The 24,957-nt window shown below is 71.6% G+C and carries 20 protein-coding genes and 1 tRNA gene; 9 read left to right on the top strand and 12 right to left on the bottom strand.

Annotation, left to right across the window (positions count from 1 at the left end):
• Window positions 1-1,134 (top strand): flavodoxin-dependent (E)-4-hydroxy-3-methylbut-2-enyl-diphosphate synthase, encoded by a 1,134-nt coding sequence (ispG, locus tag AB0P25_RS16635; protein WP_363809334.1) that lies wholly within the window; start codon window positions 1-3, stop codon window positions 1,132-1,134.
• 188 nt (window positions 1,135-1,322) lie between these two features.
• Here ispG and AB0P25_RS16640 read toward each other — a convergent pair whose 3' ends face one another.
• Window positions 1,323-2,753 (bottom strand): RNB domain-containing ribonuclease, encoded by a 1,431-nt coding sequence (locus AB0P25_RS16640; protein ID WP_363808842.1) that lies wholly within the window; start codon window positions 2,751-2,753, stop codon window positions 1,323-1,325.
• 67 nt (window positions 2,754-2,820) lie between these two features.
• Between AB0P25_RS16640 and AB0P25_RS16645 the strand changes: the two genes are divergently transcribed.
• From AB0P25_RS16645 to AB0P25_RS16655, 3 genes are all read left to right on the top strand, one after another.
• On the top strand, window positions 2,821-4,587 hold the full coding sequence (locus tag AB0P25_RS16645; RefSeq protein ID WP_363808843.1) for a proline--tRNA ligase: 1,767 nt from the start codon (window positions 2,821-2,823) through the stop codon (window positions 4,585-4,587).
• A 78-nt stretch (window positions 4,588-4,665) separates the two neighbouring features.
• Complete coding sequence (locus tag AB0P25_RS16650; RefSeq protein WP_363809335.1) at window positions 4,666-5,391, top strand: VIT family protein; 726 nt, start codon at window positions 4,666-4,668, stop codon at window positions 5,389-5,391.
• A 45-nt stretch (window positions 5,392-5,436) separates the two neighbouring features.
• On the top strand, window positions 5,437-6,267 hold the full coding sequence (locus AB0P25_RS16655; RefSeq protein WP_363808844.1) for an AMP nucleosidase: 831 nt from the start codon (window positions 5,437-5,439) through the stop codon (window positions 6,265-6,267).
• Between the two features lie 23 nt (window positions 6,268-6,290).
• Here the strand turns inward: AB0P25_RS16655 and AB0P25_RS16660 are convergent, their stop codons facing one another.
• From AB0P25_RS16660 to AB0P25_RS16685, 6 genes are all read right to left on the bottom strand, one after another.
• The gene (locus tag AB0P25_RS16660) at window positions 6,291-9,680 is read right to left on the bottom strand and encodes an error-prone DNA polymerase (RefSeq protein ID WP_363808845.1); all 3,390 of its coding nucleotides are present in this window, start codon (window positions 9,678-9,680) and stop codon (window positions 6,291-6,293) included.
• Window positions 9,680-11,245 (bottom strand): DNA polymerase Y family protein, encoded by a 1,566-nt coding sequence (locus AB0P25_RS16665; protein WP_363808846.1) that lies wholly within the window; start codon window positions 11,243-11,245, stop codon window positions 9,680-9,682. The genes AB0P25_RS16660 and AB0P25_RS16665 overlap by 1 nt, the downstream gene beginning before the upstream one ends.
• Complete coding sequence (locus tag AB0P25_RS16670; protein ID WP_363808848.1) at window positions 11,246-11,938, bottom strand: hypothetical protein; 693 nt, start codon at window positions 11,936-11,938, stop codon at window positions 11,246-11,248.
• Window positions 11,939-12,071: 133 nt separating this feature from the next.
• Entirely contained in the window at window positions 12,072-14,624 is a 2,553-nt protein-coding gene (locus AB0P25_RS16675) for a prealbumin-like fold domain-containing protein (protein WP_363808849.1), read from the bottom strand.
• 118 nt (window positions 14,625-14,742) lie between these two features.
• Window positions 14,743-15,576, bottom strand: a complete 834-nt coding sequence (locus AB0P25_RS16680; RefSeq protein ID WP_363809337.1) for a DUF3097 domain-containing protein — start codon at window positions 15,574-15,576, stop codon at window positions 14,743-14,745.
• A gap of 66 nt (window positions 15,577-15,642) precedes the next feature.
• Window positions 15,643-15,933: a DUF6504 family protein gene (locus tag AB0P25_RS16685; protein ID WP_363808850.1), complete on the bottom strand. Its 291-nt coding sequence runs from the start codon at window positions 15,931-15,933 to the stop codon at window positions 15,643-15,645.
• A gap of 102 nt (window positions 15,934-16,035) precedes the next feature.
• Between AB0P25_RS16685 and AB0P25_RS16690 the strand changes: the two genes are divergently transcribed.
• The gene (locus AB0P25_RS16690) at window positions 16,036-16,521 is read left to right on the top strand and encodes a DUF1707 domain-containing protein (protein WP_363808851.1); all 486 of its coding nucleotides are present in this window, start codon (window positions 16,036-16,038) and stop codon (window positions 16,519-16,521) included.
• A gap of 9 nt (window positions 16,522-16,530) precedes the next feature.
• Here AB0P25_RS16690 and AB0P25_RS16695 read toward each other — a convergent pair whose 3' ends face one another.
• From AB0P25_RS16695 to AB0P25_RS16710, 4 genes are all read right to left on the bottom strand, one after another.
• Window positions 16,531-17,619 carry a VIT1/CCC1 transporter family protein gene (locus AB0P25_RS16695; protein WP_363808852.1) on the bottom strand — a complete coding sequence of 363 codons (1,089 nt, stop codon included), beginning with the start codon at window positions 17,617-17,619 and terminating at the stop codon, window positions 16,531-16,533.
• A gap of 10 nt (window positions 17,620-17,629) precedes the next feature.
• The gene (locus tag AB0P25_RS16700; protein WP_363808853.1) at window positions 17,630-18,631 is read right to left on the bottom strand and encodes a YafY family protein; all 1,002 of its coding nucleotides are present in this window, start codon (window positions 18,629-18,631) and stop codon (window positions 17,630-17,632) included.
• Window positions 18,632-18,689: 58 nt separating this feature from the next.
• Entirely contained in the window at window positions 18,690-19,643 is a 954-nt protein-coding gene (locus AB0P25_RS16705; RefSeq protein ID WP_363808854.1) for a cation diffusion facilitator family transporter, read from the bottom strand.
• 66 nt (window positions 19,644-19,709) lie between these two features.
• Window positions 19,710-19,794, bottom strand: a tRNA-Leu gene (locus AB0P25_RS16710).
• Window positions 19,795-19,927: 133 nt separating this feature from the next.
• Here AB0P25_RS16710 and AB0P25_RS16715 point away from each other — a divergent pair.
• Both AB0P25_RS16715 and AB0P25_RS16720 read left to right on the top strand, forming a co-directional pair.
• A complete protein-coding gene (locus tag AB0P25_RS16715; protein WP_363808855.1) occupies window positions 19,928-21,247 on the top strand; it encodes a M20/M25/M40 family metallo-hydrolase in 1,320 nt (439 codons plus the stop codon).
• A 43-nt stretch (window positions 21,248-21,290) separates the two neighbouring features.
• Window positions 21,291-22,154, top strand: coding sequence for an undecaprenyl-diphosphate phosphatase (locus tag AB0P25_RS16720; RefSeq protein ID WP_363808856.1), 864 nt, complete (start codon window positions 21,291-21,293; stop codon window positions 22,152-22,154).
• Between the two features lie 7 nt (window positions 22,155-22,161).
• Here AB0P25_RS16720 and AB0P25_RS16725 read toward each other — a convergent pair whose 3' ends face one another.
• Window positions 22,162-23,097 carry a PAC2 family protein gene (locus AB0P25_RS16725; RefSeq protein ID WP_363808857.1) on the bottom strand — a complete coding sequence of 312 codons (936 nt, stop codon included), beginning with the start codon at window positions 23,095-23,097 and terminating at the stop codon, window positions 22,162-22,164.
• A gap of 87 nt (window positions 23,098-23,184) precedes the next feature.
• On the opposite strand from AB0P25_RS16725, the gene AB0P25_RS16730 reads away from it, so the two are divergent.
• Both AB0P25_RS16730 and AB0P25_RS16735 read left to right on the top strand, forming a co-directional pair.
• Complete coding sequence (locus tag AB0P25_RS16730; protein ID WP_363808858.1) at window positions 23,185-23,910, top strand: HAD family hydrolase; 726 nt, start codon at window positions 23,185-23,187, stop codon at window positions 23,908-23,910.
• Window positions 23,907-24,950: a tRNA (adenine-N1)-methyltransferase gene (locus tag AB0P25_RS16735; RefSeq protein WP_363808859.1), complete on the top strand. Its 1,044-nt coding sequence runs from the start codon at window positions 23,907-23,909 to the stop codon at window positions 24,948-24,950. The genes AB0P25_RS16730 and AB0P25_RS16735 overlap by 4 nt, the downstream gene beginning before the upstream one ends.
• Window positions 24,951-24,957: the final 7 nt, after the last annotated feature.

The raw sequence follows: 24,957 nt of genomic DNA on the forward strand, positions 1-24,957 counted from the left end.
ATGCCCAAGGTCCCCGAAACCCTCGCCCCTCGTCGCAAGTCCCGCCAGATCCGGGTGGGCAAAGTCCTGGTCGGCGGCGACGCGCCGATCAGCGTCCAGTCGATGACCACGACGCCGACGACCAACATCAACGCCACGCTCCAGCAGATCGCCGAGTTGACGGCCTCCGGCTGCGACATCGTCCGCGTGGCCGTGCCGAGCCGCGACGACGCGGAGGCGCTGCCGATCATCGCCAAGAAGAGCCAGATCCCGGTGATCGCCGACATCCACTTCCAGCCGAACTACGTCTACGCGGCGATCGACGCCGGGTGTGCGGCGGTCCGCGTCAACCCGGGCAACATCCGCAAGTTCGACGACCAGGTCGGCGAGATCGCCCGGCGCGCGAAGGAGGCGGGCGTCTCGCTCCGCATCGGCGTGAACGCCGGCTCGCTCGACCGCCGCCTGCTCGAGAAGTACGGCAAGGCGACCCCGGAGGCCCTGGTCGAGTCGGCCGTCTGGGAGGCGAGCCTGTTCGAGGAGCACGACTTCCACGACTTCAAGATCTCGGTCAAGCACAACGACCCGATCGTCATGGTGAAGGCGTACCGGATGCTCGCCGAGCGCGGCGACTGGCCGCTCCACCTCGGCGTCACCGAGGCGGGTCCGGCGTTCCAGGGCACGATCAAGTCGGCGACCGCGTTCGGCATCCTGCTCGGCGAGGGCATCGGCGACACCATCCGCGTCTCGCTGTCGGCCCCACCGGCCGAGGAGGTCAAGGTGGGCCTGCAGATCCTGCAGTCGCTCAACCTGCGCGAGCGCAAGCTCGAGATCGTCTCGTGCCCGAGCTGCGGCCGCGCCCAGGTCGATGTGTACTCGCTGGCCGACAGCGTGACCGAGGGCCTGCAGGGCATGAGCGTGCCGCTGCGCGTCGCGGTCATGGGCTGCGTCGTGAACGGTCCGGGCGAGGCCCGCGAGGCCGATCTCGGCGTCGCGAGCGGCAACGGCAAGGGCCAGATCTTCGTCAAGGGCGAGGTCATCAAGACCGTGCCGGAGTCCGAGATCGTCCAGACCCTGATCGCCGAGGCGAACCGCCTGGCCGACGAGATGGGCGACCGCCCGTCCGGCGAGCCGAGTGTCACCGTCGGCGCGCACTGACGCGTCCGCCGTCCGAAACGGAGGAGGTCCGGCTGCCGCGGCGGCCGGACCTCCTCCGTTTTCGGCGGTAGCCGGTTGCGACCGCGCTCGCGCGCTCACAAGGGAGGAGTTCTGCCGCACCCGCCGGCCGAAGCTCCTCCCTTTCGCGTCGACACGCCGTGCGGCCGCGTGCGACTCCTCCGTTCCCGTCAGCCGACGGGCTCGAACGCGACCTTTCCCGTCGCGATGTCGGCGGCCGTGACGCGGAGCCGCACACGGTCGCCCGGGGCGACACCGTCGGCCCGCGGCGCGGACGCGCTCACGGCCGGGTCGTCCAGCTGGACCAGGACGGTGCCGTTGCGCACCGCCAGCACGGTCGCATCCAAGATGTCGCCGATCCGCGAGCTGAGCAGCGCCGCCTCCACCCGATCCACCGCGCCCGCATCGACCTGCGCGGCCAGCCGAGAGGACGCGCCCATGATGGAGGGGAGCTCGCCGAGCGAGTCGCGTGCCCACGCGGGAACCGGACGGCCGGCGCACAACGCCTCGCAGATCACGAGCGCCCACCGGTCCGCGAGGCGGCGCAGCGGCGCGGTGACGTGCGCGTAGGGCGCGGCGATCGCCGCCTGCTGCGGATCGGCGGGCGCGGTGCCGTCCATCACGACGTAGCCGGCACCGCGGAACAGCGCGGTGGCCGCCTGCAGCACGGCCGCCGCGCGCGGGTGGGCGGGGTCCAGTGTCCGCAGGTACTCGCCGTACGGCAGCCCCTCCTGCCACGGCAGCCCGAGAGCGACGGTCTGCGCGCGGAATCCGCGGAACGCCTCCTCGTCGGGAGCGGGCATGGTGCGCAGGATGCCGATGCGCGCGTCGAGCATCAGCCGGGCCGCAGCCATGCCGGTGAGCAGGGAGAGCTGTGCGTTCCAGTCCTCGACCGGGAGGGTGGCGCGGCGCTGTAGCGTGTAGGCGCCGTCGCGGACCACGATCTCCTCGTCGGGCGTGTTCAGGCTCGCGCCGCCGCGCTCGCGCTCACAGACGATGCGCGCCTCGCCGACCTCGCGGAGGAGTGCGAGCTCGGGTGGCGCGGTGCCGTCGTCGAGCGCCGACTGGGCCTCCTCGTAGCTCCACTGGCGTCGGGACCGGATGCGCGCCCGCGTCACCTCCGCCCGGGTCTCGTGACCGCTCGCGTCCAGGGCGATGTCCCACACGAACGCGCCGCGGACCACACCGGGCAGCAGGGACCCGGCGTCCTCGCCGATAGCGGCGGGGTGCAGCGGGACGCGACCATCCGGCGCGTAGATGGTCTGCCCGCGGCGTCGTGCCTCCGCATCCACGGCGCCGCCGGGAGCGACCAGGGCGGGGACGTCCGCGATCGCGTAGCGGACCCGGAAGCCGTCGGCGCTGCGTTCCAGATGCATCGCCTGGTCGAGGTCGGTCGACCCGGCCGGGTCGATGGTCAGGAACGGCACGTCGGTGAGGTCCGTCTCCGGGAGCGGATGCCGTGCGGCGACAGCCCGCGCTTCCGCTTCCGCCTCCACGGGGAACGCGTCCGGCAGCTTCAACTCGCGGCGCAGGGCCTGGAGCGACGCGGCCAGGGGAGCGGCGGCGGGGGTCGGGGCGACGCGGGTCCGGCGGTCGGGCATGCCGCCACCCTAGCCCCGGGCGTCCGGCCCGCGGCGGCCGGCCCCGTCCTCCCCATAAACTGGGTTGGTGCCTACACGCCTCAGCAACTACTTCCTCCGCACTCTCCGTGAAGACCCCTCCGACGCCGAGGTCACCAGCCACCGGCTGCTGGTCCGCGCCGGCTACATCCGCCGTCAGGCGCCGGGGATCTTCGCGTGGCTGCCGCTGGGGCTGCGCGTGAAGGAGAAGATCGAGCGCATCATCCGCGAGGAGATGGCGGCCGCAGGCGCGCACGAGGTGCACTTCCCCGCGCTGCTTCCGCGCGAGCCCTACGAGGCGACCGGCCGGTGGGAGGAGTACGGAGACGGTCTCTTCCGCCTGCAGGACCGCAAGGGCGCCGACTACCTGCTCGCGCCCACGCACGAGGAGGTCTTCACGCTGCTGGTGAAGGACCTCTACTCGTCGTACAAGGACCTGCCGCTGACGATCTTCCAGATCCAGGACAAGTACCGCGACGAGGCGCGTCCGCGCGCCGGCCTGCTGCGCGGCCGCGAGTTCACGATGAAGGACGCGTACTCGTTCGACGCGACCGACGAAGGCCTCGACGCGAGCTACATGGCGCAGCGCGACGCGTACGAGCGCATCTTCACCCGGCTCGGCCTGTCGTACGTGATCGTGCAGGCCGACGCAGGCGCCATGGGCGGTTCGCGGTCGGAGGAGTTCCTGCACCCGACCCCCGTCGGCGAGGACACCTTCGTGCGCTCGCCCGGCGGCTACGCGGCGAACGTCGAGGCGTTCACCACGACCGCGCCCCCGGCACGCTCCTACGAGAAGCTGACTCCGCAGGAGGTGCTGGACACGCCCGGCACCCCGACCATCCAGACACTCGTCGACCTGGCCAACGAGAAGCACCCGCGCCCCGACGGCCGTGCGTGGACCGCTGCCGACACCCTCAAGAACGTCGTGCTCGCGCTCACCCACCTGGACGGCACGCGCGAACTCGTCGTCGTCGGACTGCCCGGCGACCGCGAGGTCGACCTGAAGCGCGCCGAGGTGGCGTTCGCACCTGCCGAGGTGGACGCGGCGACCGACGACGACTTCCGCGCTCACCCGGGACTGGTCAAGGGCTACATCGGGCCCTGGTCGGCCGAGGGTCCTGTGCTCGGCGAGGAGTCGGCCACCGGCATACGCTACGTCGTCGACCCGCGCGTGGTCGACGGCTCGGGATGGATCACCGGCGCGAACGTCGACGGCAAGCACGTCTTCGGTCTGGTCGCCGGCCGCGACTTCTCGTGGGACGGGGTGGTCGAGGTCGCGGAGGTCAAGCCCGGCGACCCGGCACCCGACGGTTCCGGACCGGTGGAGCTCGCGCGCGGCATGGAGATCGGTCACGTCTTCCAGCTCGGCCGCAAGTACGCCGAGGCGCTGGGACTCAAGGTTCTGGACGAGAACGGCAAGCTGGTCACGGTCACCATGGGGTCGTACGGGATCGGCGTCACCCGAATCCTGGCGATCATCGCCGAGGAGAACAACGACGACCGCGGTCTGGTCTGGCCGGAGTCGGTCGCGCCGTTCGACGTGCACGTGGTCGCCACCGGGCGCGACGCGGCGGCGTACGAGCTGGCCGAGGAGGTCATCGCGCAGCTCGAGGACGCCCGTCTCGACGTGCTCTACGACGACCGCCCGAAGGTGTCGCCCGGCGTCAAGTTCGGCGACGCCGAGCTGATCGGCGTCCCGCGGGTGCTCGTCGTGGGCCGCGGCGCGGCGCAGGGCGAGGTCGAGCTGTGGAACCGCCGCACCGGCGACCGCCGCACGTTGCCGGTCGCCGAGGCCGTCGCGGAGCTCACCGCGTAGCCCGACACCGTGCTTAGGGTCGCCGAACCTTGCTGGCGGCCGGTGCGACGGCTTCCTAGGCTGGGCGGCATGAGCGAGATGGCAGAGGGCGCAAGCAACGGCGCCCACGCGGACGAGCCGCACCGCGCCGGGCTGGCGCAGCGCCTCAACTGGCTGCGCGCGGGCGTGCTCGGCGCGAATGACGGCATCGTGTCGGTCGCGGCGGTCGTCGTCGGTGTGGCGGGCGCGACGACGTCCGTCCCGGCGATCGTGACAGCCGGTCTCGCCGCCCTCGTCGGCGGCGCGATCTCGATGGCGCTGGGCGAGTACGTGTCGGTGAGCAGCCAGCGCGACAGCGAGCGGTCGCTGATCGCGAAGGAGAAGCGCGAACTGGCCGAGATGCCGGAGGAGGAGCTGGAAGAGCTCACCGGTCTGTACGAGGCGAAGGGCCTGTCGCCCGCGACGGCACGCCAGGTGGCGATCGAGCTCACCGAGCACGACGCGCTCTCGGCTCACCTCTCGGCCGAGCTCGGGATCGACCAGGACGACGTCGTCAGCCCGTGGCACGCGGCGATCGCGTCGGCGGTCGCGTTCACGTGCGGCGCGGTCCTCCCGATGCTGACGATCCTGCTGCCGGAGGCGGTGCGCATCCCCGTCACGTTCGTGGCGGTGCTCCTCGCGCTCGCGATCACCGGGTACATCGCCGCGTGGATCGGCGGCAGCTCCCGTGGGCGCGCCATGATCCGCGTGGTCGTCGGCGGCGCGCTGGCCCTCGCGGCGACGTTCCTGGTGGGGTCGCTCCTCGGAACGTCCGTCGCCGGGTAGCGTACGAGCAACGGCGCATCGGCGCCCGAGAGGAGAGTCCCGGCCGTGGTGGATGCGGAGAACACGATCGACACGACGCCCGCTCCCTCCGAGCACGCGATGCGCGACAAGGCGGGGATCGTCCACGACTGGCTGCCGCGCTACACCGGGACTCCCGTCGAGGAGTTCGGCGAGTACATCCTGCTGACGAACTTCGCCGACTACGTGCAGCGCTTCGCCGAGTGGTACGAGACGGACGTGCGCGGACTCGACCGGTCGATGCCCAACGCGACCGCGGACGGCATCACGATGATCGACTTCGGCATGGGCAGCCCGAACGCGGCGACGGTGATGGACCTGCTGTCGGCGGTGTGCCCCAAGGCGGCGCTCTTCCTCGGCAAGTGCGGCGGGATCAAGCCGAAGAGCCGGGTCGGCGACCTGGTTCTGCCGATCGCGGCGATCCGGGGAGAGGGCACGTCGAACGACTACCTGCCTCCCGAGGTGCCCGCGCTGCCGGCGTTCCAGCTGCAGCGTGCCGTGTCGTCGACGATCCGTGACTTCAAACAGGACTACTGGACCGGTACCGTCTACACGACCAACCGGCGTGTGTGGGAGCACGACGACACGTTCAAGGACTACCTGCGCCGGACGCGCTGCATGGCGGTTGACATGGAGACGGCGACGGTGTTCGCCGCCGGGTTCGCCAACCGCATCCCGAGCGGCGCGCTGCTGCTGGTGTCGGACCAGCCGATGACGCCCGAGGGCGTGAAAACGTCCGAGAGCGACGCCGGGGTCACCCGCGACTACGTCGAGCGGCACATCCGGATCGGGGTGGAGGCGCTGCGGCTGGTTCGCCGCAACGGCCGCAGCGTGCGGCATCTGCGCTTCGACGAGTAGCGCTCGGCGCCGGACGTCGCTCTTCACCGGAAGTCCCGCGAGACCGTGCGGATGCCGGTGTCGAGCGCTTCGAGCTTGTCGGCGACGATGTTGACGACGCCTTCCTCGCTGCGCTCCAGGATGCCGCGGACGATCATCGCCGGTGCCTGCCTCGCCACCCGGCGGTAGCGGTTCCAGACGCCGACCGGGCAGATGACGTTGACCATCCCGGTCTCATCCTCGATGTTGAGGAAGGTGACCCCGGCCGCCGTCGCCGGCCGCTGCCGGTGGGTGACCACGCCGCCGACCTCGATGCGGCGGCCCGACTCGCCGTGGATCAGCGTGTCGGCCGGGTAGACGCCTCGCGCGGAGAGCGCCGGGCGCAGGAACCGGATGGGATGGTCGTCCGTCGAGATGCCGGTCGACCAGAGGTCGCTGGCCAGCTGCTCGGCAGGGGAGAGCAGGGGCAGCAGCGGCGGCTGCACGGTGATCGCGGTGCCGGCCAGGTACTCGGGACGCTCCTGCGCGGCGTTGCCCGCCTCCCAGATCGCCTGGCGACGGCTCAGGTCGAAACCCTCGAACGCTCCGGCCGCGGCGAGCGCCTCGAGCTGGGCGGTGTTGAGCCCGGTCCGGCGGGCGAGGTCGGAGAGGTCGCGGTACGGGCCGTACGCCTCGCGCTCGGCGACGATGTGCTCAGCGAGCTTCTCTCCGATGGAGGTGACGCCCGCAAGTCCCAGCCGGACGGCATGGCCGCCGTCGCGGCGGTGGGCGGCGAAGTCGAGCGGCACCCGCGGGTCGAAGGGGTCGATCGGCGGCTGCTCGGTGTCGAGGCAGGCGTCGGATCCGGTCGGCCCCGGGCGCGTCTCGTCGAGCGGTTCGAGCAGGGGGAAGACGCCGGAGCGCTGGATGTCCGGCCGCTGCACCACGACGCCGTGCCTGCGGGCGTCGGCGGTGAGCGTGCGCGGCGAGTAGAAGCCCATCGGCTGGGCCCGCAGCAGCCCGGCGAGGAACGCGCCGGGGTAGTGCAGCTTCATCCACGAGCTGACGTAGACGAGCAGGGCGAAGCTGATCGCGTGGCTCTCGGCGAAGCCGAAGCTCGCGAACGCCTCGATCTTGCCGTAGATGGCGTCGGCGTCGTCGCCCGTGATGCCGTTGTGCGCCATCCCCTCGTAGAGCTTGGCCTTGAGGGCGTCGATCTTCTCGACTCCGCGCTTGGAGCCCATCGCGCGGCGCAGCTGATCGGCGTCCTCGGCCGTGCAGTCTCCGACCGCGACGGCCATCTGCATCAGCTGCTCCTGGAACAGCGGGACCCCCATCGTGCGCTCCAGCACCGGCACCAGCGCCGGATGCAGGTAGGTGACCTCCTCTTTGCCGAGCTTGCGGCGGATGTAGGGGTGCACCGCGCCGCCCTGGATGGGGCCGGGGCGGATGAGCGCGATCTCGATCACGAGGTCGTAGAACCGGCGCGGCTGGAGCCGCGGCAGCGTGCCGATCTGGGCGCGGCTCTCGACCTGGAACACGCCGATGGAATCGGCCCGGCAGAGCATGTCGTACACGCCCGCCTCTTCTTTCGGGATGGTCTCGAGCGTCCACTTCTCACCGAGCGACGCCTCGATCGTGCGCATCGAGTAGTCGAGTGCCGACAGCATCCCGAGGCCCAGGAGATCGAACTTGACCAGGCCCATCCAGGCGCAGTCGTCCTTGTCCCACTGCAGCACCGTGCGGCCCTCCATGCGGGCGTGCTCGATCGGGCACACCTCGCCGACGGGCCGGTCGGTCAGCACCATGCCGCCGGAGTGGATGCCGAGGTGCCGCGGGAACTTCAGCACCTGCTGCGCGAGCCCGACAACGTCGTCCGGGATGTCGTGGTCGTCACTGGTCTGCACGCTGCCCCAGGAGTCGATCTGCTTGCTCCAGGCGTCCTGCTGACCGGTGGAGTAGCCGAGGGCCTTCGCCATGTCGCGCACGGCGTTCTTGGGCCGGTAGGTGATGACGTTGGCGACCTGGGCGGCGTTGTGCCGGCCGTACTTCGCGTAGACGTACTGGATGACCTCCTCCCGCCGGTCGGAGTCGAAGTCGACGTCGATGTCGGGCTCCTCCTCGCGCATGCTGGAGAGGAACCGCTCGAACGGCAGGTCGTACTTGATCGAGTCGACCGCCGTGATGCCGAGCAGGTAGACCACCGCGGAGTTCGCCGCGGAGCCCCGGCCCTGGCAGAGGATGCCGCGGCTGCGGGCGAACCGGACGATGTCGTGGACGATGAGGAAGTAGCCGGGGAAGTCCTTGGCCTCGATCACGTCGAGCTCGCGTTCGATGCGCTCCCGCTTGGCGGGGTCGCGGTCGAGATCGGGGTAGCGCTCGGCGGCGCCGCGCCAGGTGAGCTCGCGCAGCCAGCTCATCGGCGTGTGCCCCTCCGGGACCTCCTGCTTCGGCAGCCGGGGCCGGGCGCTCCGCAGCCGGAAGGCGAGGTCGTCGGCGATCCCGACCGTGCGCTCGACCGCGCCGGGGTAGCGGGCGAAACGGCGCGCCATCTCGGCGCCGCTGCGCAGGTGCGCCGCGCCGGCCGCCGGCAGCCAGCCGTCGAGCTCGTCCAGGCTGCGCCGGGCGCGCACGGCCGAGACCGCGGTCGCCAGCGGGTACTGCCGCGGGCTGGCGTAGTGGACGTTGTTGGTCGCGACCGTCGGCAGGCCGAGGCGTCCGGCGATCCTGGTCAGGATGTCGTTGTCCGTGGAGTCGCGCGGGCCGCTCTGGTCGATCAACTCGACGAGCACGTTGTCGTGCCCGAACAGCTCGGCCAGCCGGGCCACCTCGCGCTCCGCGGCCCGCTCGCCGTGCTCGGCCAGGGCGAGGCGCACGTCGCCCTTGCGGCAGCCGGTCAGCACCATCCACTCGCCGGCCGCACGATCGGACAGCTCGTCGAGCCGGTACACCGGGCGCCCCTTCTCGTCTCCCGCGAGCTGTCCGTCGGTGATCGCGGCGGCGAGCCGGTGGTAGCCCTCCTGCCGCCGGGCCAGCAGGACGAGGTGGCTCCCCTCCGGGTCGGGCTCGCCGTTCTGCGGCTTGCTGAGGGAGAGGGAGAGCTCTGCACCGAACACCGTCTTGACGCGGTCGTAGGCCTCCGCCGCCTCGGCCAGGTGCACGACGCCGTACAGGCCGTCGTGATCGGTCAGCGCGAGCGCGTGCAGGTTCAGGCGCGTCGCCTCTTCGAGCAGTTCCTCCGGCGAGGAGGCGCCGTCGAGGAAGCTGAAATTGCTGTGCGCGTGCAGCTCGGCGTACGGCACGGCGCCCTCGGCGGGCTCCTCCGGGATGGGCTGGGGGACGTACTTCTGCCGTTTGCGCGACGACGGCCGCTCGTCGGTCTGCTGGCTCGTGCGCCGACCGGAGAGCCGTCGCTCGAACTCGGCCCAGGGGATGGGCGGGTTGTCGAATCCCATCAGTCGTACCTCGCCTCTGCGAACCAGGCCTCGCCGGAGAGGGCGAGCAGCCACGCGGTGCCGTCGGCGTCGACCAGCTGAAAGCGGTGCAGCGCGCGGGCGAGGGAGGCGTCCCACCACCGCTCCTTCACCGGCCAGGGTCCCGCCCACGAGTCGACCGGACGTGCATCCGCGGGCCGGCCGGTGGGGGAGAAGCGGGCGATCGGAGCCGTCACGTCGCCACGATCGGTCACCTCGACCGTCGTGCCCTCTTCGGTCAGGACGGCGACGGGCCGGGGCACCTCGAACACGGTGGACGGCGCCGGCGCGGGCAGCGACCCGGGCCACGGGCGGTCGGCGCGGGCGACGCCCACCGGCCGGTCGCCCCACGGCACCAGCACCTGCCGCTCGGCGGGCGCCCGGCCGCCCGCGATCGTGGCCGTGACGACCGCCTCGTGCCCGAGCATGCTCTGCACACGGGTGAGCCCGTGGTGGATGCGCTCGTCGGCTCCGCCGCCCCACAGCCCGTCTTCGTGATGCCCGATGTCGTCGACCGTCTGGGGTTCGAGGACGACGCGGGCGATCGGCGACGAGAGGCCGGAGTCGATCGCGCCGGCCCCCTGCAGCTGCCAGCGCACACGGTCGACCACGTCGGGCGCCGAGAACAGCCGGGGATGCAGCCAGGTGCGCTCGCTCACCCGGCCGGACTCGTCGGTCACCTCGACCCGCAGCGATGTGCACACCAGCCCGGCTTTGGTGAGGCCGGCGATGAACTGCTCCGCGGTGCCGCGGACGGCGAAGGTCACCTGATCGACCCGGTCGAGGGGAGGCTCGAACTCGATGGCGCGCTCGAGCTGCGTCGGCGGGGTGCGGGGCACCACGGCGGCGCCGTCGAGCCCGCTGGCGAGCGTGTGGGCGTGCTCGCCCCGCTCGCCGAAACGCTCGCGCATGTCGGTGCGCGAGAGCGCGGCGATGTCGCCGAGGGCGTGCAGGCCCAGCCGGCGCAGCAGCGGCGTCAGATCGGCGAGGCCCAGCTGGGACACCGGCAGCGGCGCCAGGAACGCGGGGGAGCCGCCCGCCGGGATGATGCGCACCCGGCCGCGGCCGGTCGAGCGGGCGGCCTGCTCCGCGGCGAACGGACCGTCGGCGACGCCGACGCGCGCATCCGGCAGCCCCAGGCCCTCGAGGCAGCGCAGCAGCTCGGCGGCCGCCTCGTCTTCTCCGCCGTAGTAGCGGGCCGGCCCGCGCGCGCGGAGGACGCAGGTGCCGGGACGCACCGGCTGGACTCCGGGGGTAATCTCCTCGATCGCGGCGAGCACGGGCTCGAACGCGCGCGCATCCTGCACCGGGTCGTAGGGGACGACCTCCAGCTGCGGGCAGCGGGCCTGCGCCTCGCGCATCCGGAGACCGCGCTTGACGCCGTCGGCACGGGCCGCGTCGGAGCAGGCGAACACCAGGCCCTTGTCGACAAGCGCCAGCGGCAGGTCGGCGGCGAGGTCGAGCACCTGCCGCGCGGCGATCACCGGCCAGTCCGGGCACCACAGCACGATGGCGCGGGTGACGGCGGGGTCGTGCACGCCGGTCATTCAGCTCACCGCCTCGAGTCGCGTGGGGGCGGAGACGCGGAAGCTCTCGTCGACCGCCGGCAGCCACAGGTCGGCGGTGCGTCGCGGGCCGGAACCACCACGCGGGGCGGATTCCACCGTCACCCGCCGCGAGGAGAGGTAGCCGTCGCCCGCGCCGAGGCCGGCCCATCCGCTGCGTGCGACGGTGAGCGTCGCCTCGACCTGCGGCCAGTCGCCCGCGACGATGAGGGTGGCCTCGCGCTGCCGCAGCCGGGCGGTGAGCCGGGCGACGTCGCCGTCGCGCGCGCGGGACGGCGGCGCGACCACCACCACGCTGAGCACGTCGACCACCGCCGCGGTCACGGTCAGCCAGTCGTCGCCGGGATGCGGCACCAGCACCAACCGCTCGAGGTCGATGCCGAACCGACCGGCCGCCTCGGCGCCGAAGTCGGGCATGCCGACCACCCCGCACCAGGCGCCGGCGGCACTCGGGCCGGCCAGCATGGCCATCAGCAGGGTGGTCGACCCGTGGACCGAGTACGCCGCCCCCGCCTTGAGCGCTCCGCCGGGAAGCAGTGCGGAGAGCGCGGGATGCGTCTGCAGCGTGCGGCTCTCGAGCTTGGTGGCCTGCATCTGCCGGATGCGGGTCTGCAGCTCGTGCACCTGCGCCCGGTCGACGACCGGTTCGCTGAGGTGCTGGGCTGCGAGTGACACCCTTCTATTTTCGAACGTATGTTCGAATAGTGCAAACGGAATCTGCTGCTCTTGTGGAGAACTGCGGTGGGAACGGAGGCCGCGCACGAACCCTACGCCGAGCCGCCGACACCGCTCCGCGAGCGTGCGCCGATCACGCCGCTCGGCGACGTCGGATCAGCTGCCAGACGGCGAACCCGGCCGCGAGGACCAGCGCGCCGCCACCGGCCAGCTGCAGGTGATCGGCCCCCAGACCACCGGTCAGCGGGAGGAGCGGGACCGGCAGCTGCCGGTTCACCACGTCGGGGAGGGTGACCGTGGTCGACGCAACGGCGATGGTCACGGGGATCGGCGTCGGATCGATCCGGTAGCCCACCGGCGCCTGCGTCTCCGTCAGCCGGTAGGAGCCCACGCCGAGGTCCGCCACCCGGAACGCGCCGCCCAGGGGATCGAGGTCGGCCCCGGCGCAGGCGGCGGCGGACGCCGCAACGCAGTCGGCCACCTTCAGCGGAGTTCCGGTCGGCGCGCCCGACCCGTCCACCCTGCTGAGCGCCCATTCGGCCCCGGCGAGGATGTTGCGCGCGGCCGTCTCATCGACCTTCCGCCAGACGAGCTCGGGCAGTGTGCATTGTGCGGCCGTCGGCGCGATCGAGAACGACGCGGGCCCGGTCGTGTTGCCCGGGGAGTCCGTCGAACCCGCATAGCTCGTCACCGCCGTCGCGGCATTCGTGATCGTCGCGGCCGCGGCGTCGCACTGCGTGGTCGGCACCGTCGTCTGGAAGCACATCTCGGGCGGTGCCCCCTGCCAGGCGATCCGCACCGCGCCGGCGGTCACCCCTGACGGCGTCGTCACCCCGTTGACCCGGACGGACGCCGTGATGGAGCTCACGGAGGACGCGATCGAGGAGAGGTCCAAACCCGCCGCGGGAACGACCACGTCGTTGAAGCCGCTGACGGTCGCTCCACTCCGGTCCTTCACCGTCACCGTCACATTCCGGTACGTGCCCGCCGTGAGTCCGGCGACCGTCAGCAGCTTCCATGCCGCGAACGACGTCGCCCCGCTGCCGCAGTAGCTCGCCGTGGGATCCACCCGGAGGTCGACGGTCGATGTGGCGGTGCAGGTGCCGCCGGTCACGGCGTCGAAGAACCGGATCTGCCCCGTGTCGCCGGTGGCCACCAGGCAGTCCGCCGCGATCCCGGGGACCTCGCGGACCGTGTAGTTGATGGTGTTGCCGACGTTGGCGAACCCCGAGCACGCGGGGACCGCGCCGGAGCCCGACCAGGCCGCGAAGTCGCGGCACATGACCTGGTTGCCGTTGGAGAGGTATACCTTCGTGCCGCGGACGAGCACGTCTCCCGTGCCATTGCCCCCGGCGATGTACTGGGCCGAGGTGCCCGAATACGCGTTGCCCACCGCCGTGCCGCTCAGGTTCCAGCAGTTCGAGGACGAGTTCGGGCCGTTGACGATGGTGCAGACACCCGTCAGCACGCCGGTGGTCGAGAGCAGGGGCGCGAACGGCGTGCCGACACCCACGATCGAGCCGCCGGCGGACGAGTCCCGGGGCCAGGCTCCGGAGCAGAGCGTCCCCGTCTTGGTGTCGAAGCAGAAGGTCTGCCACGTGCTGAAGTTGTTCTGCCCGAGGCTGGCGAAGACGTAGTCGCCGAAGGCGGCGGAGGTGTACGAGAACTCGTTGGTGACCCCGGAGACGTAGAAGGTCGCTCCCGTGCACGACGTGTTCGTCGGGGTGAGGCAGAGGAGGACGGCCTTGCTTCCGCTCACCGCCGCGAAATACCGGTTGCCGTCGGCTGCCGGCAATCCCGTGCCTCCGATCTGCGCCGACCAGCTGTTGTTGTTGTTCGACTGGGCTGTGAGGGCGGTGTAGCCGCAACTGACGGGCGGGGTGACCGCGAGGTCGAGACAGGCCATTCCGTTGCTCGAGCTGTCGGTGGGAGCGGCCAGCCAATACAGGCGGTCGCCGACGAGCCAGGTCCCACCCTGGATCGCCGTCCTCCCCGGGAACGACGGCCCGGTTCCGATGGCGGCTCCGATGGTCGCCGACCAGTACTGCACGGTGCCTCCGGCCGGCCACCCCGGGCAGACGCCGCCGTCGAGCCGTGTGCAGAAGACCACGGGGCCGGTGCGATGGTGGAAGATCGTGTAGATCAGGCGGTCGTGCTCCAGCACGCTGTAGCCGTCGCCGCCGGTGAGGGCGAGCGCGCCGACGGACGGCGGTGTCGGGAAGCTCGGCGACCGCTGCTCAGTTCCCGACGGCATGAGGGTTGCCCGGTACCCGATGCCGGTGGGGGTGCTTCCCGCGGGCGGCGTGCCGGTCGTCCACGCGCCGGTCGTCTTGTACTGCGGCACCACGCTGCCGGCACCACCGCTGCGATCCGGGGGGAGAACGAGAGAGCCGGCCACATAGGCGCCGGCGGAGGCCAGCCCGTCGGTGAGGTCGACCGAAGCGTCTTTCCCGGTCTCGTTCTGGTAGGACACCACCCAATTCACCGTGTCGCCCGGTGCCGCTGTTCCGGTGAGTGCGCCGCCGGGGGCGCCCGGTGAGGCCGCCCGCGAGCCGTTCCCGGTATCGGAGCCGGTGGTGTGGACGGTGGAGAACGCGGTGGTGGCCGCGTGCACCGACGACGGAGGCACGATGGAGGACGCGAGCAGCACCCCCGCCGCGACACCGGGGAACCATCCGTTGCGCATCGCCGAAGCCTCCCGTCGTCTGAAGTCGGTGAGGAGGCGATCGCCTCCACCCTTCTAGACGAGGCGGGAGAGCGGTGTCTGACGGCCGCGGGGAGCCAATGAGGTCATTGCCGTGCGTTCACGCCTCGGTGACGAAGTCGATCAGCTGCTCGACCCTGCCGAGCAGCTCCGACTCGAGGTCGGAGTATGTCCGCACCTGGCCGAGGATGCGCTTCCACGCCCGTGCGATGTCGGCCTGCGTCTCGTGCGGGAGGCCGAGCGCGGCGCAGATCCCGTGCTTCCAGGGCACCGATCGGGGGATCGCCGGCCAGGCCTTCAACCCGACACGCGCCGGTTTGACCGCCTGCCAGATGTCGACATAGGGGTGTCCGACCACGAGGACATGCTGCCCGTACGGTCCGCGGGCGACCTGCTCGGCGATCCGGGACTCCTTCGAGTTCGGCACCAGGTGGTCGACCAGCACCCCGATGCGCCGCCCGCGGTCGGGTCGGAACTCCTTCACGATGGCGTCCAGGTCGTCCACGCCCTCCAGGTACTCCACCACCACGCCTTCGATGCGCAGGTCGTCGCCCCAGACACGCTCGACGAGTTCGGCGTCGTGCCGTCCCTCGACGAAGATGCGGCTCGCGCGCGCCACCCGGGCCTTCTGCTCGCCGACGCTGAACGAGCCGGAGGCGGTGCGGGTGCGGCCCGCGGGGGCCTTCGAGGGCGCGACCAGGCGCACGGGCTCGCCGTCGATCAAGAAGGATCCGCTCAGCGGGAACACCCGCTTCTTGCCGAAGTAGTCCTCCAGCTCGACGGTCTGCGCCTCGAGTCGCGTGACGGCCCCGCAGAACCCGGTCGCGGCCTCCTCGATCACCAGATCGCGCACCGCTTCGACGGTCGGGACGGGCTTGCGCCCTGCGTTCCTCCAGTCGCCGGCCAGCACATCGGATCCGTAGCGGTCGTCCATCACCCGATGGAGGCTATGCGAACGGATGCGCGCCGCGAGGGTGCCACGCGGAGAGCGACCACACCCTCAGTCGAAGACCCGCACCAGCCGCCACGACCGATCGGCCGCGTCGTGCCGCACGTCGAACACCAACGCAGAACCGTCTTCGCTGGTGCCCTGGAAGCGCCAGCCCCCGATCTCACGCGGGAGGCTTCCCACGGCGTACAGGTTGCCGCCGAACGGCCGCCACCAGGCGCACACCTCTGCCCAGACCGTCGGCGTGTCGGAGACCCGGTACCGCGTCGCCCGCCAGACGAGCCTCGTCGGCACCCCGTCGTCGGTCGTCCACACGGCGACCGCCTCGTCGATCTCGGTCATGCAGCTCACCTCATCCATCGAACATATGTTCGAATCCGAGTGTAGCCGCGACCCGCCGACATCGCACCCCTTGCGTCGCGCCGCACTGCCATACTGACCTCTATGGCCGACTTCACCGATCCCTCGAGCGCATCCCTCCGCCTCAGCAACGACGAGCGGGAGCGGGCGGTCGCGGCGCTGCAGTCCGAGGCCGCGCAGGGGCGGCTGACCGCCGAGGAGGTCGAGGCCCGCACGGCTGCGGCTCGATCGGCCGTCACCCGCGGCGACCTGGGTCCGCTGTTCGCCGACCTGCCCGGAGGCCTCCAGCTCGACCCGCACACCCCGGCTCAGCCGCAAGCGACCTCCCCCGCGCAGCAGGCGTACCCGGCACAGCCGGACGCGCACGCGTGGGGCGGGAACGGAGGCGCCGGACGGGAGCCCGCCGGCCGCTGGGGGCTGCTCGCGGTCTCCATCATCCCGTTCGTGTCGATCATCCTGTTCTTCGTCACCGGGATGGTGTGGGGCTACCAGTACAGCTGGCTCTGGTTCCTGCTCATCCCGCTCGTGGGAGCGATCACTTACGGGACGGACACCGGCCGCCGCCGCTAGGGCGGCGCATCAGCCGACGGTCGCGCCGAACAGCAGCCCCAGGAGGTACGTGGCCCCGGCCGCGCCGTAGCCGATCAACAGCTGGCGGATCGCGCGCTTCAGCGGGGACGCCCCGGACAGGAGGCCGACGACGGCGCCCGTGCCGAGCAGCACGATGCCGACGAGCAGCGCCGAGACGATGATCGCGACCGTGCCCGTGAGCCCGAACAGGAACGGCAGGATCGGGATGAGGGCGCCCGACGCGAAGAAGCAGAAGCTCGAGAGCGCCGCGCTCCAGCCGGTGCCGATCGCCTCGTGCTCGTCGTCGCCGTTCGTCGGCTGGATCGGGATGGGCGACGTCACCGCCTGGAGGCTGGAGAGCACGTCCCGCGCGTGCGCCTCCGCCTCTTCGGCGGACATGCCGCGGGCGCGGTAGACCAGGGTGAGCTCGTTCGCATCCACGTCAAGGTGGGGGAGCGCGGAGCCGGTTGCCGGGTTGGGTGTCGTCGCCTCGAGGAGTTCGCGCTGCGAGCGCACCGAGACGTACTCGCCAGCGCCCATCGAGAGCGCACCGGCGAGCAGGCCGGAGATGCCGGTGAGGAGGACAACGTGGGTGGGGACGCCGCTCGCGCTGATGCCGAGGACCAGCGCCAGGTTGCTGACCAGGCCGTCGTTCGCGCCGAAGACCGCCGCGCGGAAGGTGCCGGAGAGCCGCTGCCTGCCGCGGGCTGCGAGCGCGCGCACGACCTCCTCGTGCACCTGCTCGTCGGCGGCCATCTGCGGTGTGGCGTCGCTGTCGTCGGAGTACGGGGAGCGGGCCTCGGCCCGCTGGGCCAGCGCGAGCACGAAGACGGAGCCGAAGCGGCGGGCGAGCCAGCCGAGCAGCCGCGTACGGACGTCTCCGCGCAGGGGCTTGCCCGCCTGCTCGCCGAGGAGGTCGATCCAGTGCTGTTCGTGGCGGCGCTCCGCCTCGGCCAGGGCAAGAAGGATCTCGCGCTCCTCGCCCTCGCGGCGACTGGCGAGATCGCGGTAGACCGCGGCCTCTGCACGCTCGTCGGCGAGGTAGCGTCGCCACCTCTTGATGTCGGCGGGGCTCGGGGTGCGGGCTGCGATCGTCATCGCATCCAGTCTACCGAGGTTCCGGGAGCTGGACTTCGGCGGAGCCGTCGATTCCCAGCTCGGCGGCCGACCGCGTGAAGCGCTCGCCCCAGTCGGCCGCGGCCACCACGGCCTCTTCCGGTCCGGAGATCCGGAAGGGCGCATCCACCGCCGCCAGCCCGAAGAGCGCCCACTCGGCGCTGTCGGCGGTGATCCGGACGGCGCACGTGCCGTCGCCGTTGTCCTCGACCGTCGCCCAGCGGCCGAGCACGTCGACCACACGGTCGTGCGAGGCCTCGATCACCGCCTCGACGATGAGCGGTTCGATGGCCGTGTGCAGCGACGCGCGCACGTACTCGGCCGCATCCTCCGCCGGGAGTGCACGCGGCCGGAAGCGGTGTCCGGTGGGCTTGGGGTCCGCGATGCGGTCGAGCCGGAAGCTGCGCCAGTCGAACCGGGTGAGGTCGTAGGCGACGAGGTACCAGCGGCGTTCGATGGAGACCAGGCGATGGGGCTCCACGGTGCGGGTGGAGGCCTGGCCGTCGCGTGCGACGTAGGCGAAGTCGATCCGCTCCTCGTCCCGGCAGGCCTGGGCGAGCACGGTCAGGATCCCCGCATCCGCCGTGGGTCCCGGGCCGAGCGCCGTCGTGAGGGTGGTCATGCGGAGGGCGTCGACCCGTCTGCGCAGTCGCGGCGGCATCACCTGCACGACTTTGGCGAGGGCGCGGACCGAGGCCTCGTCGACGCCGGCGATGCCGCTCTGGGCGGCGGTGCGCAGGCCGACCGCGAGCGCCACGGCTTCGTCGTCGTCGACCACCAAAGGAGGGAGGGAGGCGCCGGCGGCCAGCTGGTAGCCGCCCGCGACCCCGCGCGTGGCGTCGACCGGGTAGCCGAGGTCGCGCAGGCGCTCGACGTCGCGGCGGAGTGTCCGCGGGGAGATGCCGAGGCGGTCCGCGAGCTCGTGGCCGGGCCAGTAGCGGTGGTTCTGCAGGAGCGACAGGAGCTGGAGTGCTCGGGATCCGGTGCTTGCCATGGATCCATTGTGCCGGGAATGCGGTCGAGTCCTGACCGCTATGGCCGCAATACCGGCGTCAGGGCACGGACGCCGGTACCAGCGCCGCCGCGCCCGGACGCGACAGCGTCAGCACCGCCTCGGTGATCCACGGCGACTCCTCCAGCGCCGCCTCGACGTCCCGCAGGTCGACCGCGACGTCGGCTTCGCGGTCGTTCCCGCGCAGGTCGATCGCGGCCACCAGGTAGAACCGCTCCGGCCCCACGTACTCGAGGTGGAGGTAGGTGACCTTCTCGACCTCGGGATGCTCGAGGAGGGCGGTGAGAGCGGCCTCCCAGGCACGGTCGGACCCGGGCTGGCCGACGAGGAACCGCCGGTTGCGCTCGATGAGGACGAAGGCGACGATCGCCAGCAGGACACCGACCAGGATGGAGCCCAGCGCATCCCAGAAGGGGTTGCCGGTCAGCTCGTGCAGCAGCAGGCCGAGGAACGCGATCACGAGGCCGACCAGCGCCGCCGAATCCTCCGCGAAGACGGCACGCAGCGTCGGGTTCGAGGTGCGGAGGACGTGCTCGAACGTGTTGGTGCCCGCATCCGACGCCTTGGCGTGCGCCTGCCGGTACGACTGGATGAACGAGATGCCCTCGAAGACGAAGGCCGCGGCCAGCACGATGTAGCCGATGAGGTAGTCCGTGTCCTCCTCTTCGGCGGAGAGCGCCGAGACGCCGTGCATGATCGACACGACGGCGCCCGCGGTGAACAGCCCGACGGCGGCGAACAGGCTCCACACGTACGCGTCGCGGCCGTACCCGCCGGGATGGGAGTCGTCCCGGGGCCTCGCGGCGGCCCGCTCCGCCTGGATCAGGAAGATCTCGTTGCCCGCGTCCGCCCAGGAGTGCGCCGCCTCGGCGACGAGCGACGCGGAGCCGGTGATCACGGCGGCGACGGTCTTCGCGATGGCGACGAGGATGTTGGCGCCGAAGGCGAGCAGCACCGTGAACAGGCTGGACGACGATCGCTTCTCACCGGGCACAGCGACACCATAGCCCTGCTCCGGGAACGCGGAAGGCCCCGGTCGTGCGACCGGGGCCTTCGTCTGTGTCCGAGGGGGGACTTGAACCCCCACGCCCTATACGGGCACTAGCACCTCAAGCTAGCGCGTCTGCCATTTCCGCCACCCGGACAGGTGTTCTCGGCCTCCGGATCACTCCGGCTGCCGAAGAAAGACGATAGCACGGTTTTCACCCGCCCTTTCACTCCTCTACACACCCCGGGCGTGGCGGGACAGCGCTGCGCGGCGCCCGGTAGCGTAAAGGGATGACCGACGAACTCCGCACCGCAGAGACCGAGCTCGACGAGACAGCGATCATCGCGCGCGACCTGATCCGATTCGACACCACGAACTTCGGCGAGGGCCGTTCGAACGGCGAGACCGAGGCGGCGGAGTACGTCGAGGCGAAGCTGGCGGCCCTCGGTCTCGCGCCCCAGGTGTTCGAGTCCGACCCCGGACGCGCGAGCGTCGTCGCCCGCGTGGAGGGCGCCGACCCCGGCAAGCCGGCCCTCGTCGTGCACGGGCACCTCGACGTCGTCCCCGCCGACGCCCGCACCTGGACCGTCGACCCGTTCGGCGGTGAGATCAAGGACGGCCTGCTCTGGGGTCGCGGCGCGGTCGACATGAAGAACATGGACGCGATGATCCTGACCGCGGTCGGCGACATCCTGAACGCGGGGGAGCGGCCCGCACGCGACCTCGTCGTGGCCTTCTTCGCCGACGAGGAGGACGGCGGCCGCCGCGGGTCGCACCACCTGGTCGACAACCACCCCGAGCTGTTCGCGGGTGCGACCGAGGCGATCAGCGAGGTCGGCGGCTACTCCATCGACCTCGCGGGCCGGCGCGCCTACCTGCTGCAGACCGGCGAGAAGTCGCTGGTCTGGATCAAGCTGATCGCGCGCGGCCGCGCGGCGCACGGCTCGCGCCTCATCCGCGACAACGCGATCACGAAGCTCGCGGAGGCCGTCGTGACCATCGGCCGCGAGGACTGGCCCATCCAGCTCACCGCGACGACCACCCGCCTCATCGGCGAGCTCGGCCGTCTGCTCGACGTCGACCCGCAGCGCATCGGGCCGGACGAGGTCGTGATCCGCACGGGCACGGCCGCAGGGTTCATCCTCGCCACGCTCCGGACGACGACCAACCCGACACTGCTCGAGGCCGGGTACAAGCACAACGTGATCCCGGACACGGCCGAGGCGCTGGTCGACATCCGCACGCTCCCCGGCGAGGAGGACGCGGTGCTCGCGCGCGTCCGCGAGCTCGTCGGAGACGACGTCGAGATCCAGGTGATGCACCGTGACATCGGCCTGGAGGCGGAGTTCGGCGGGGGGCTCGTCGACGCGATCACCGGGACGCTCAACCAGCACGACCCCGACGCGCCGGTGCTGCCCTACCTGCTCTCCGGCGGCACGGACAACAAGGCGCTGAGCAAGCTCGGGATCACCGGCTACGGTTTCGCCCCGCTCCGACTGCCCGCCGAGCTCGACTTCCCCGGCATGTTCCACGGCGTTGACGAGCGCGTGCCGCTCGACGCGCTAGTGTTCGGGAGGACCGTGCTCCGCGATCTTCTGCGCAGCTACTAGGCCCGCCCGTCCGACTCCTACCCCCGGGAGCGTCTACACCGCCATGGAATTCATCAACGCCCTGATCCTCGGCTTCGTGCAGGGACTCACCGAGTTCCTGCCGATCTCGTCGTCGGCCCACATCCGCATCGTCGGCGAACTGCTCGGCACAGGTGCCGACCCGGGCGCCCGGTTCACCGCCATCATCCAGCTCGGCACCGAGGCCGCCGTGCTGCTCTACTTCTGGCGCGACATCGCGCGCATCGTCGCGCAGTGGTTCCGAGCGCTGTTCGGGCGCATCCCGCGCAACGACCCGGACGCGAGGATGGGCTGGCTGGTGATCATCGGCAGCATCCCGATCGTGGTCCTCGGCCTGCTCTTCCAGAACCAGATCGAGACCGTCTTCCGGTCGCTCTGGATCGTCGCGACCACGCTGATCGTGTTCGGCATCCTGCTCGGCATCGCGGACTGGGTGGGGGCGAAGACGAAGCGGCTGCGGGATCTGACGTGGGTCGACGGCATCATCTACGGCTTCGCCCAGGCGCTCGCGCTCATCCCGGGCGTCTCGCGCTCGGGCGGCACCATCACCGCCGGTCTGTTCATGGGCTACCAGCGCCGTGCTGCCGCACGCTACTCGTTCCTGCTCGCGATCCCCGCCGTGTTCGGCAGCGGCCTGTACCAGCTGTACAAGGCGATCAAGGAGCCCTGCACCCAGGCGCTGGCCCAGGCCGGCACCTGCACGGTCGAGGTGTTCGGCCCGGTCGAGACCGCCGCGGCGACCGTCGTCGCGTTCGTCGTCGGCCTGCTGGTGATCGCCCTGTTCATGGGCTACATCTCGCGCCGCAGCTTCCTGCCGTTCGTCATCTACCGCATCGTGCTCGGCGTGCTGCTGATGGTCCTGCTCGCCACCGGCGTGCTGCAGGCCTGACGGCCGCTCAGCCGCGGCGCGGGTCGTCGGGCGCTCGGCCGGCTGTGCCGCCGTCGCGTCCGTCGCCACGCCGGCGCAGGTACCGCTCGAACTCCTGCGCGATCGCCTCGCCGCTCGCCTCGGGCGAGTCGACGGTGTCGCGCGCCTGCTCGAGCTGCTGGATGTAGGACGCCATCTCCTCGTCGTCCGCCGCGAGCGCGTCGATCCCCGCCTCCCAGGCCGCCGCCTCGTCGACGAGGGTGCCGCGGGGGATGGTCACGTCGACCAGCTCCTCGAGCTTGTCGATCAGCGCCAGCACCGCCTTGGGGCTCGGCGCGTTGTGCACGTAGTGGGGCACGGACGCCCAGATCATGATGGTCGGGATGCCGACGTCCTCCGCGCCCTCGGCGAGCGCGCTCAGGATGCCGACCGGCCCCTCGTAGGTCGACCGCTCCACGCCGAGCTCGGCCCGCACCGCGGCGTTGTCGCTGGAGGCGAACACCGAGATCGGCCGCGTGTGCGGCACGTCGGCGAGCATCGCGCCGAGGAAGACGACTGCTCCGATGTCGGCGGCGAGCGCCACATCCATGATCTCGGCGGTGAAGCTGCGCCAGCTGCGGGACGGCTCGGTGCCGAGGAGCAGGAAGATGTTGCCCGCGTTGTCGCCGGTCACGGTGAGCTCGGCGTCGCCGGCGAGGTCTTCCCCGATGCGTCCGGGGAGCGACGGTCCGTAGACCACGGCGGACGGCCAGATGAGCCGCCTGCGCCCGTCGTCGTCGGTCACCACGGGCCGGTTGAACTGGAAGTCGAAGTAGAGCTCGGGATCGACCTCGGCGATCGGCACCACCTCGAGTTGCTCCTTGAGCGTCTTCACTGCGCCGCTGGCCGCCTCACCGGCGTCGTTCCATCCCTCGAACGCCACCACGAGGATGCGGCCACCGAGGATGTTCTGTCCGTCAGTCACGAAGTCGTCCCTCGTCCTTCCCGGCGACCGGTCGGGCCGCCATCCCTCAAGGATAGGCCCGCCCCTCTCCCGATAGACTTGCCCGTTGTGACCGCGTCTTCCCCCCGCAGCGAACAGGCCCCCAGCACCACCGAGGCCGACGGGCTGCCCGCCGCCGTCCTCTGGGACATGGACGGCACCCTCGTCGACACCGAGCCGTACTGGATGGCGTCCGAGCAGGAGCTCGTCGGCTCGTTCGGCGGCACCTGGACGCACGACGACGGCCTGCTGCTCGTCGGCCTGGGTCTGTGGAACTCCGCCGAGATCCTGCGGTCGCGCGGCGTCGCGATGGAGGCGGACGAGATCGTCCACTGGCTGACCGACCGCGTGCAGCGCAAGCTCGACGAGGAGGGCGTCCCGTGGCGCCCGGGAGCCCGCGAGCTGCTGGAGTCCCTGCGTGAGCGCGGCATCCGTACCGCGCTGGTGACCATGTCGGTGCGCCGGATGGCGGAGCAGATCGTGTCGCACATCCCGTTCGACGCGTTCGACGTGATCGTGAGCGGCGACGAGGTGGAGGAGCCCAAGCCGGCTCCGGAGCCCTATCTGCGTGCAGCACGGCTGCTCGGGATCGACGCCGCCGACGCGGTCGCGATCGAGGACTCGCTGGTCGGGCTGGCCTCGGCGGTCGACTCCGGCGCCGTCACGATCGGCGTGCCGCACATCGTCCCGCTGCCCGAGTCGGACGAGCACACCCTGTGGGAGTCGCTGGCGGGCCGCACCGCCGACGACGTGATCGCCGTGGCGCGGGCGCGCCGCGAGGAGGCCGGCCGATGAACGAGACACGACGCAACTCCGGGCCCTTCCGCGTGGGTGACCGGGTGCAGCTGACCGGGCCGAAGGGCCGGATGAACACCATCACGCTCGAGCCGGGCAAGCTGTTCCACAGCCACCGCGGGGTCCTGGAGCACGACGCCATCATCGGGCTGCCCGACGGCTCCGTCGTCGTGAACAACGCCGGCGTCGAGCACCTGGCGCTGCGTCCCCTGCTCACCGACTTCGTGATGTCGATGCCGCGCGGCGCGGCGATCGTCTACCCGAAGGACGCCGCGCAGATCCTCGCCCTGGCGGATATCTTCCCGGGCGCGACCGTCGTCGAGGCGGGAGTCGGCTCCGGCGCCCTGTCGCTGTGGCTGCTGCGGGCGATCGGCCCGGAGGGGCGGCTGCTGTCGTTCGAGCGCCGCGACGAGTTCGCGGACGTCGCCCGCGGCAACGCGGCCACGTTCCTCGGCGGCGACCCGGAGAACTGGACGCTGACCGTCGGGGACCTGCAGGACGCGCTTCCCGCCGCCGTCGAGCCCGGCTCGGTCGACCGGGTGGTGCTCGACATGCTCGCGCCGTGGGAGACGCTGGATGCGGTCACGACCGCGCTCAAGCCCGGCGGCGTGGTGATCTGCTACGTCGCGACGGTGACGCAGCTCTCGCGCGTCGCCGAGGCGATCCGCGCGTCCGGCCACTACACGCACCCGCAGTCGAACGAGACGATGGTCCGCGGCTGGCACGTCGAAGGCCTCGCCGTGCGTCCCGACCACCGCATGATCGCGCACACCGGCTTCCTCATCACGGCGCGCCGGCTGGCTCCGGACACCGTGCTGCCCGAGCTCAAGCGCCGGCCGTCCAAGTCGGACTACTCGGACGAGGACGTCGAGGCCTGGACGCCCGGCGCGCTGGGGGAGCGGCAGTCCAGCCCCAAGAGCCTGCGCAAGCGGATGCGCGAGGCCGCCGCGAGCGCCGAGCTGGCCCGCGGGCGCGACGCGGATCACGACTCGGTCTCGGACTCCCCGGAGCCGGACGAGGACACATCCGGCGTCCGTTAGCATGAAC

Source organism: Leifsonia sp. NPDC077715, assembly GCF_040686855.1.
Lineage (GTDB): Bacteria > Actinomycetota > Actinomycetes > Actinomycetales > Microbacteriaceae > Leifsonia.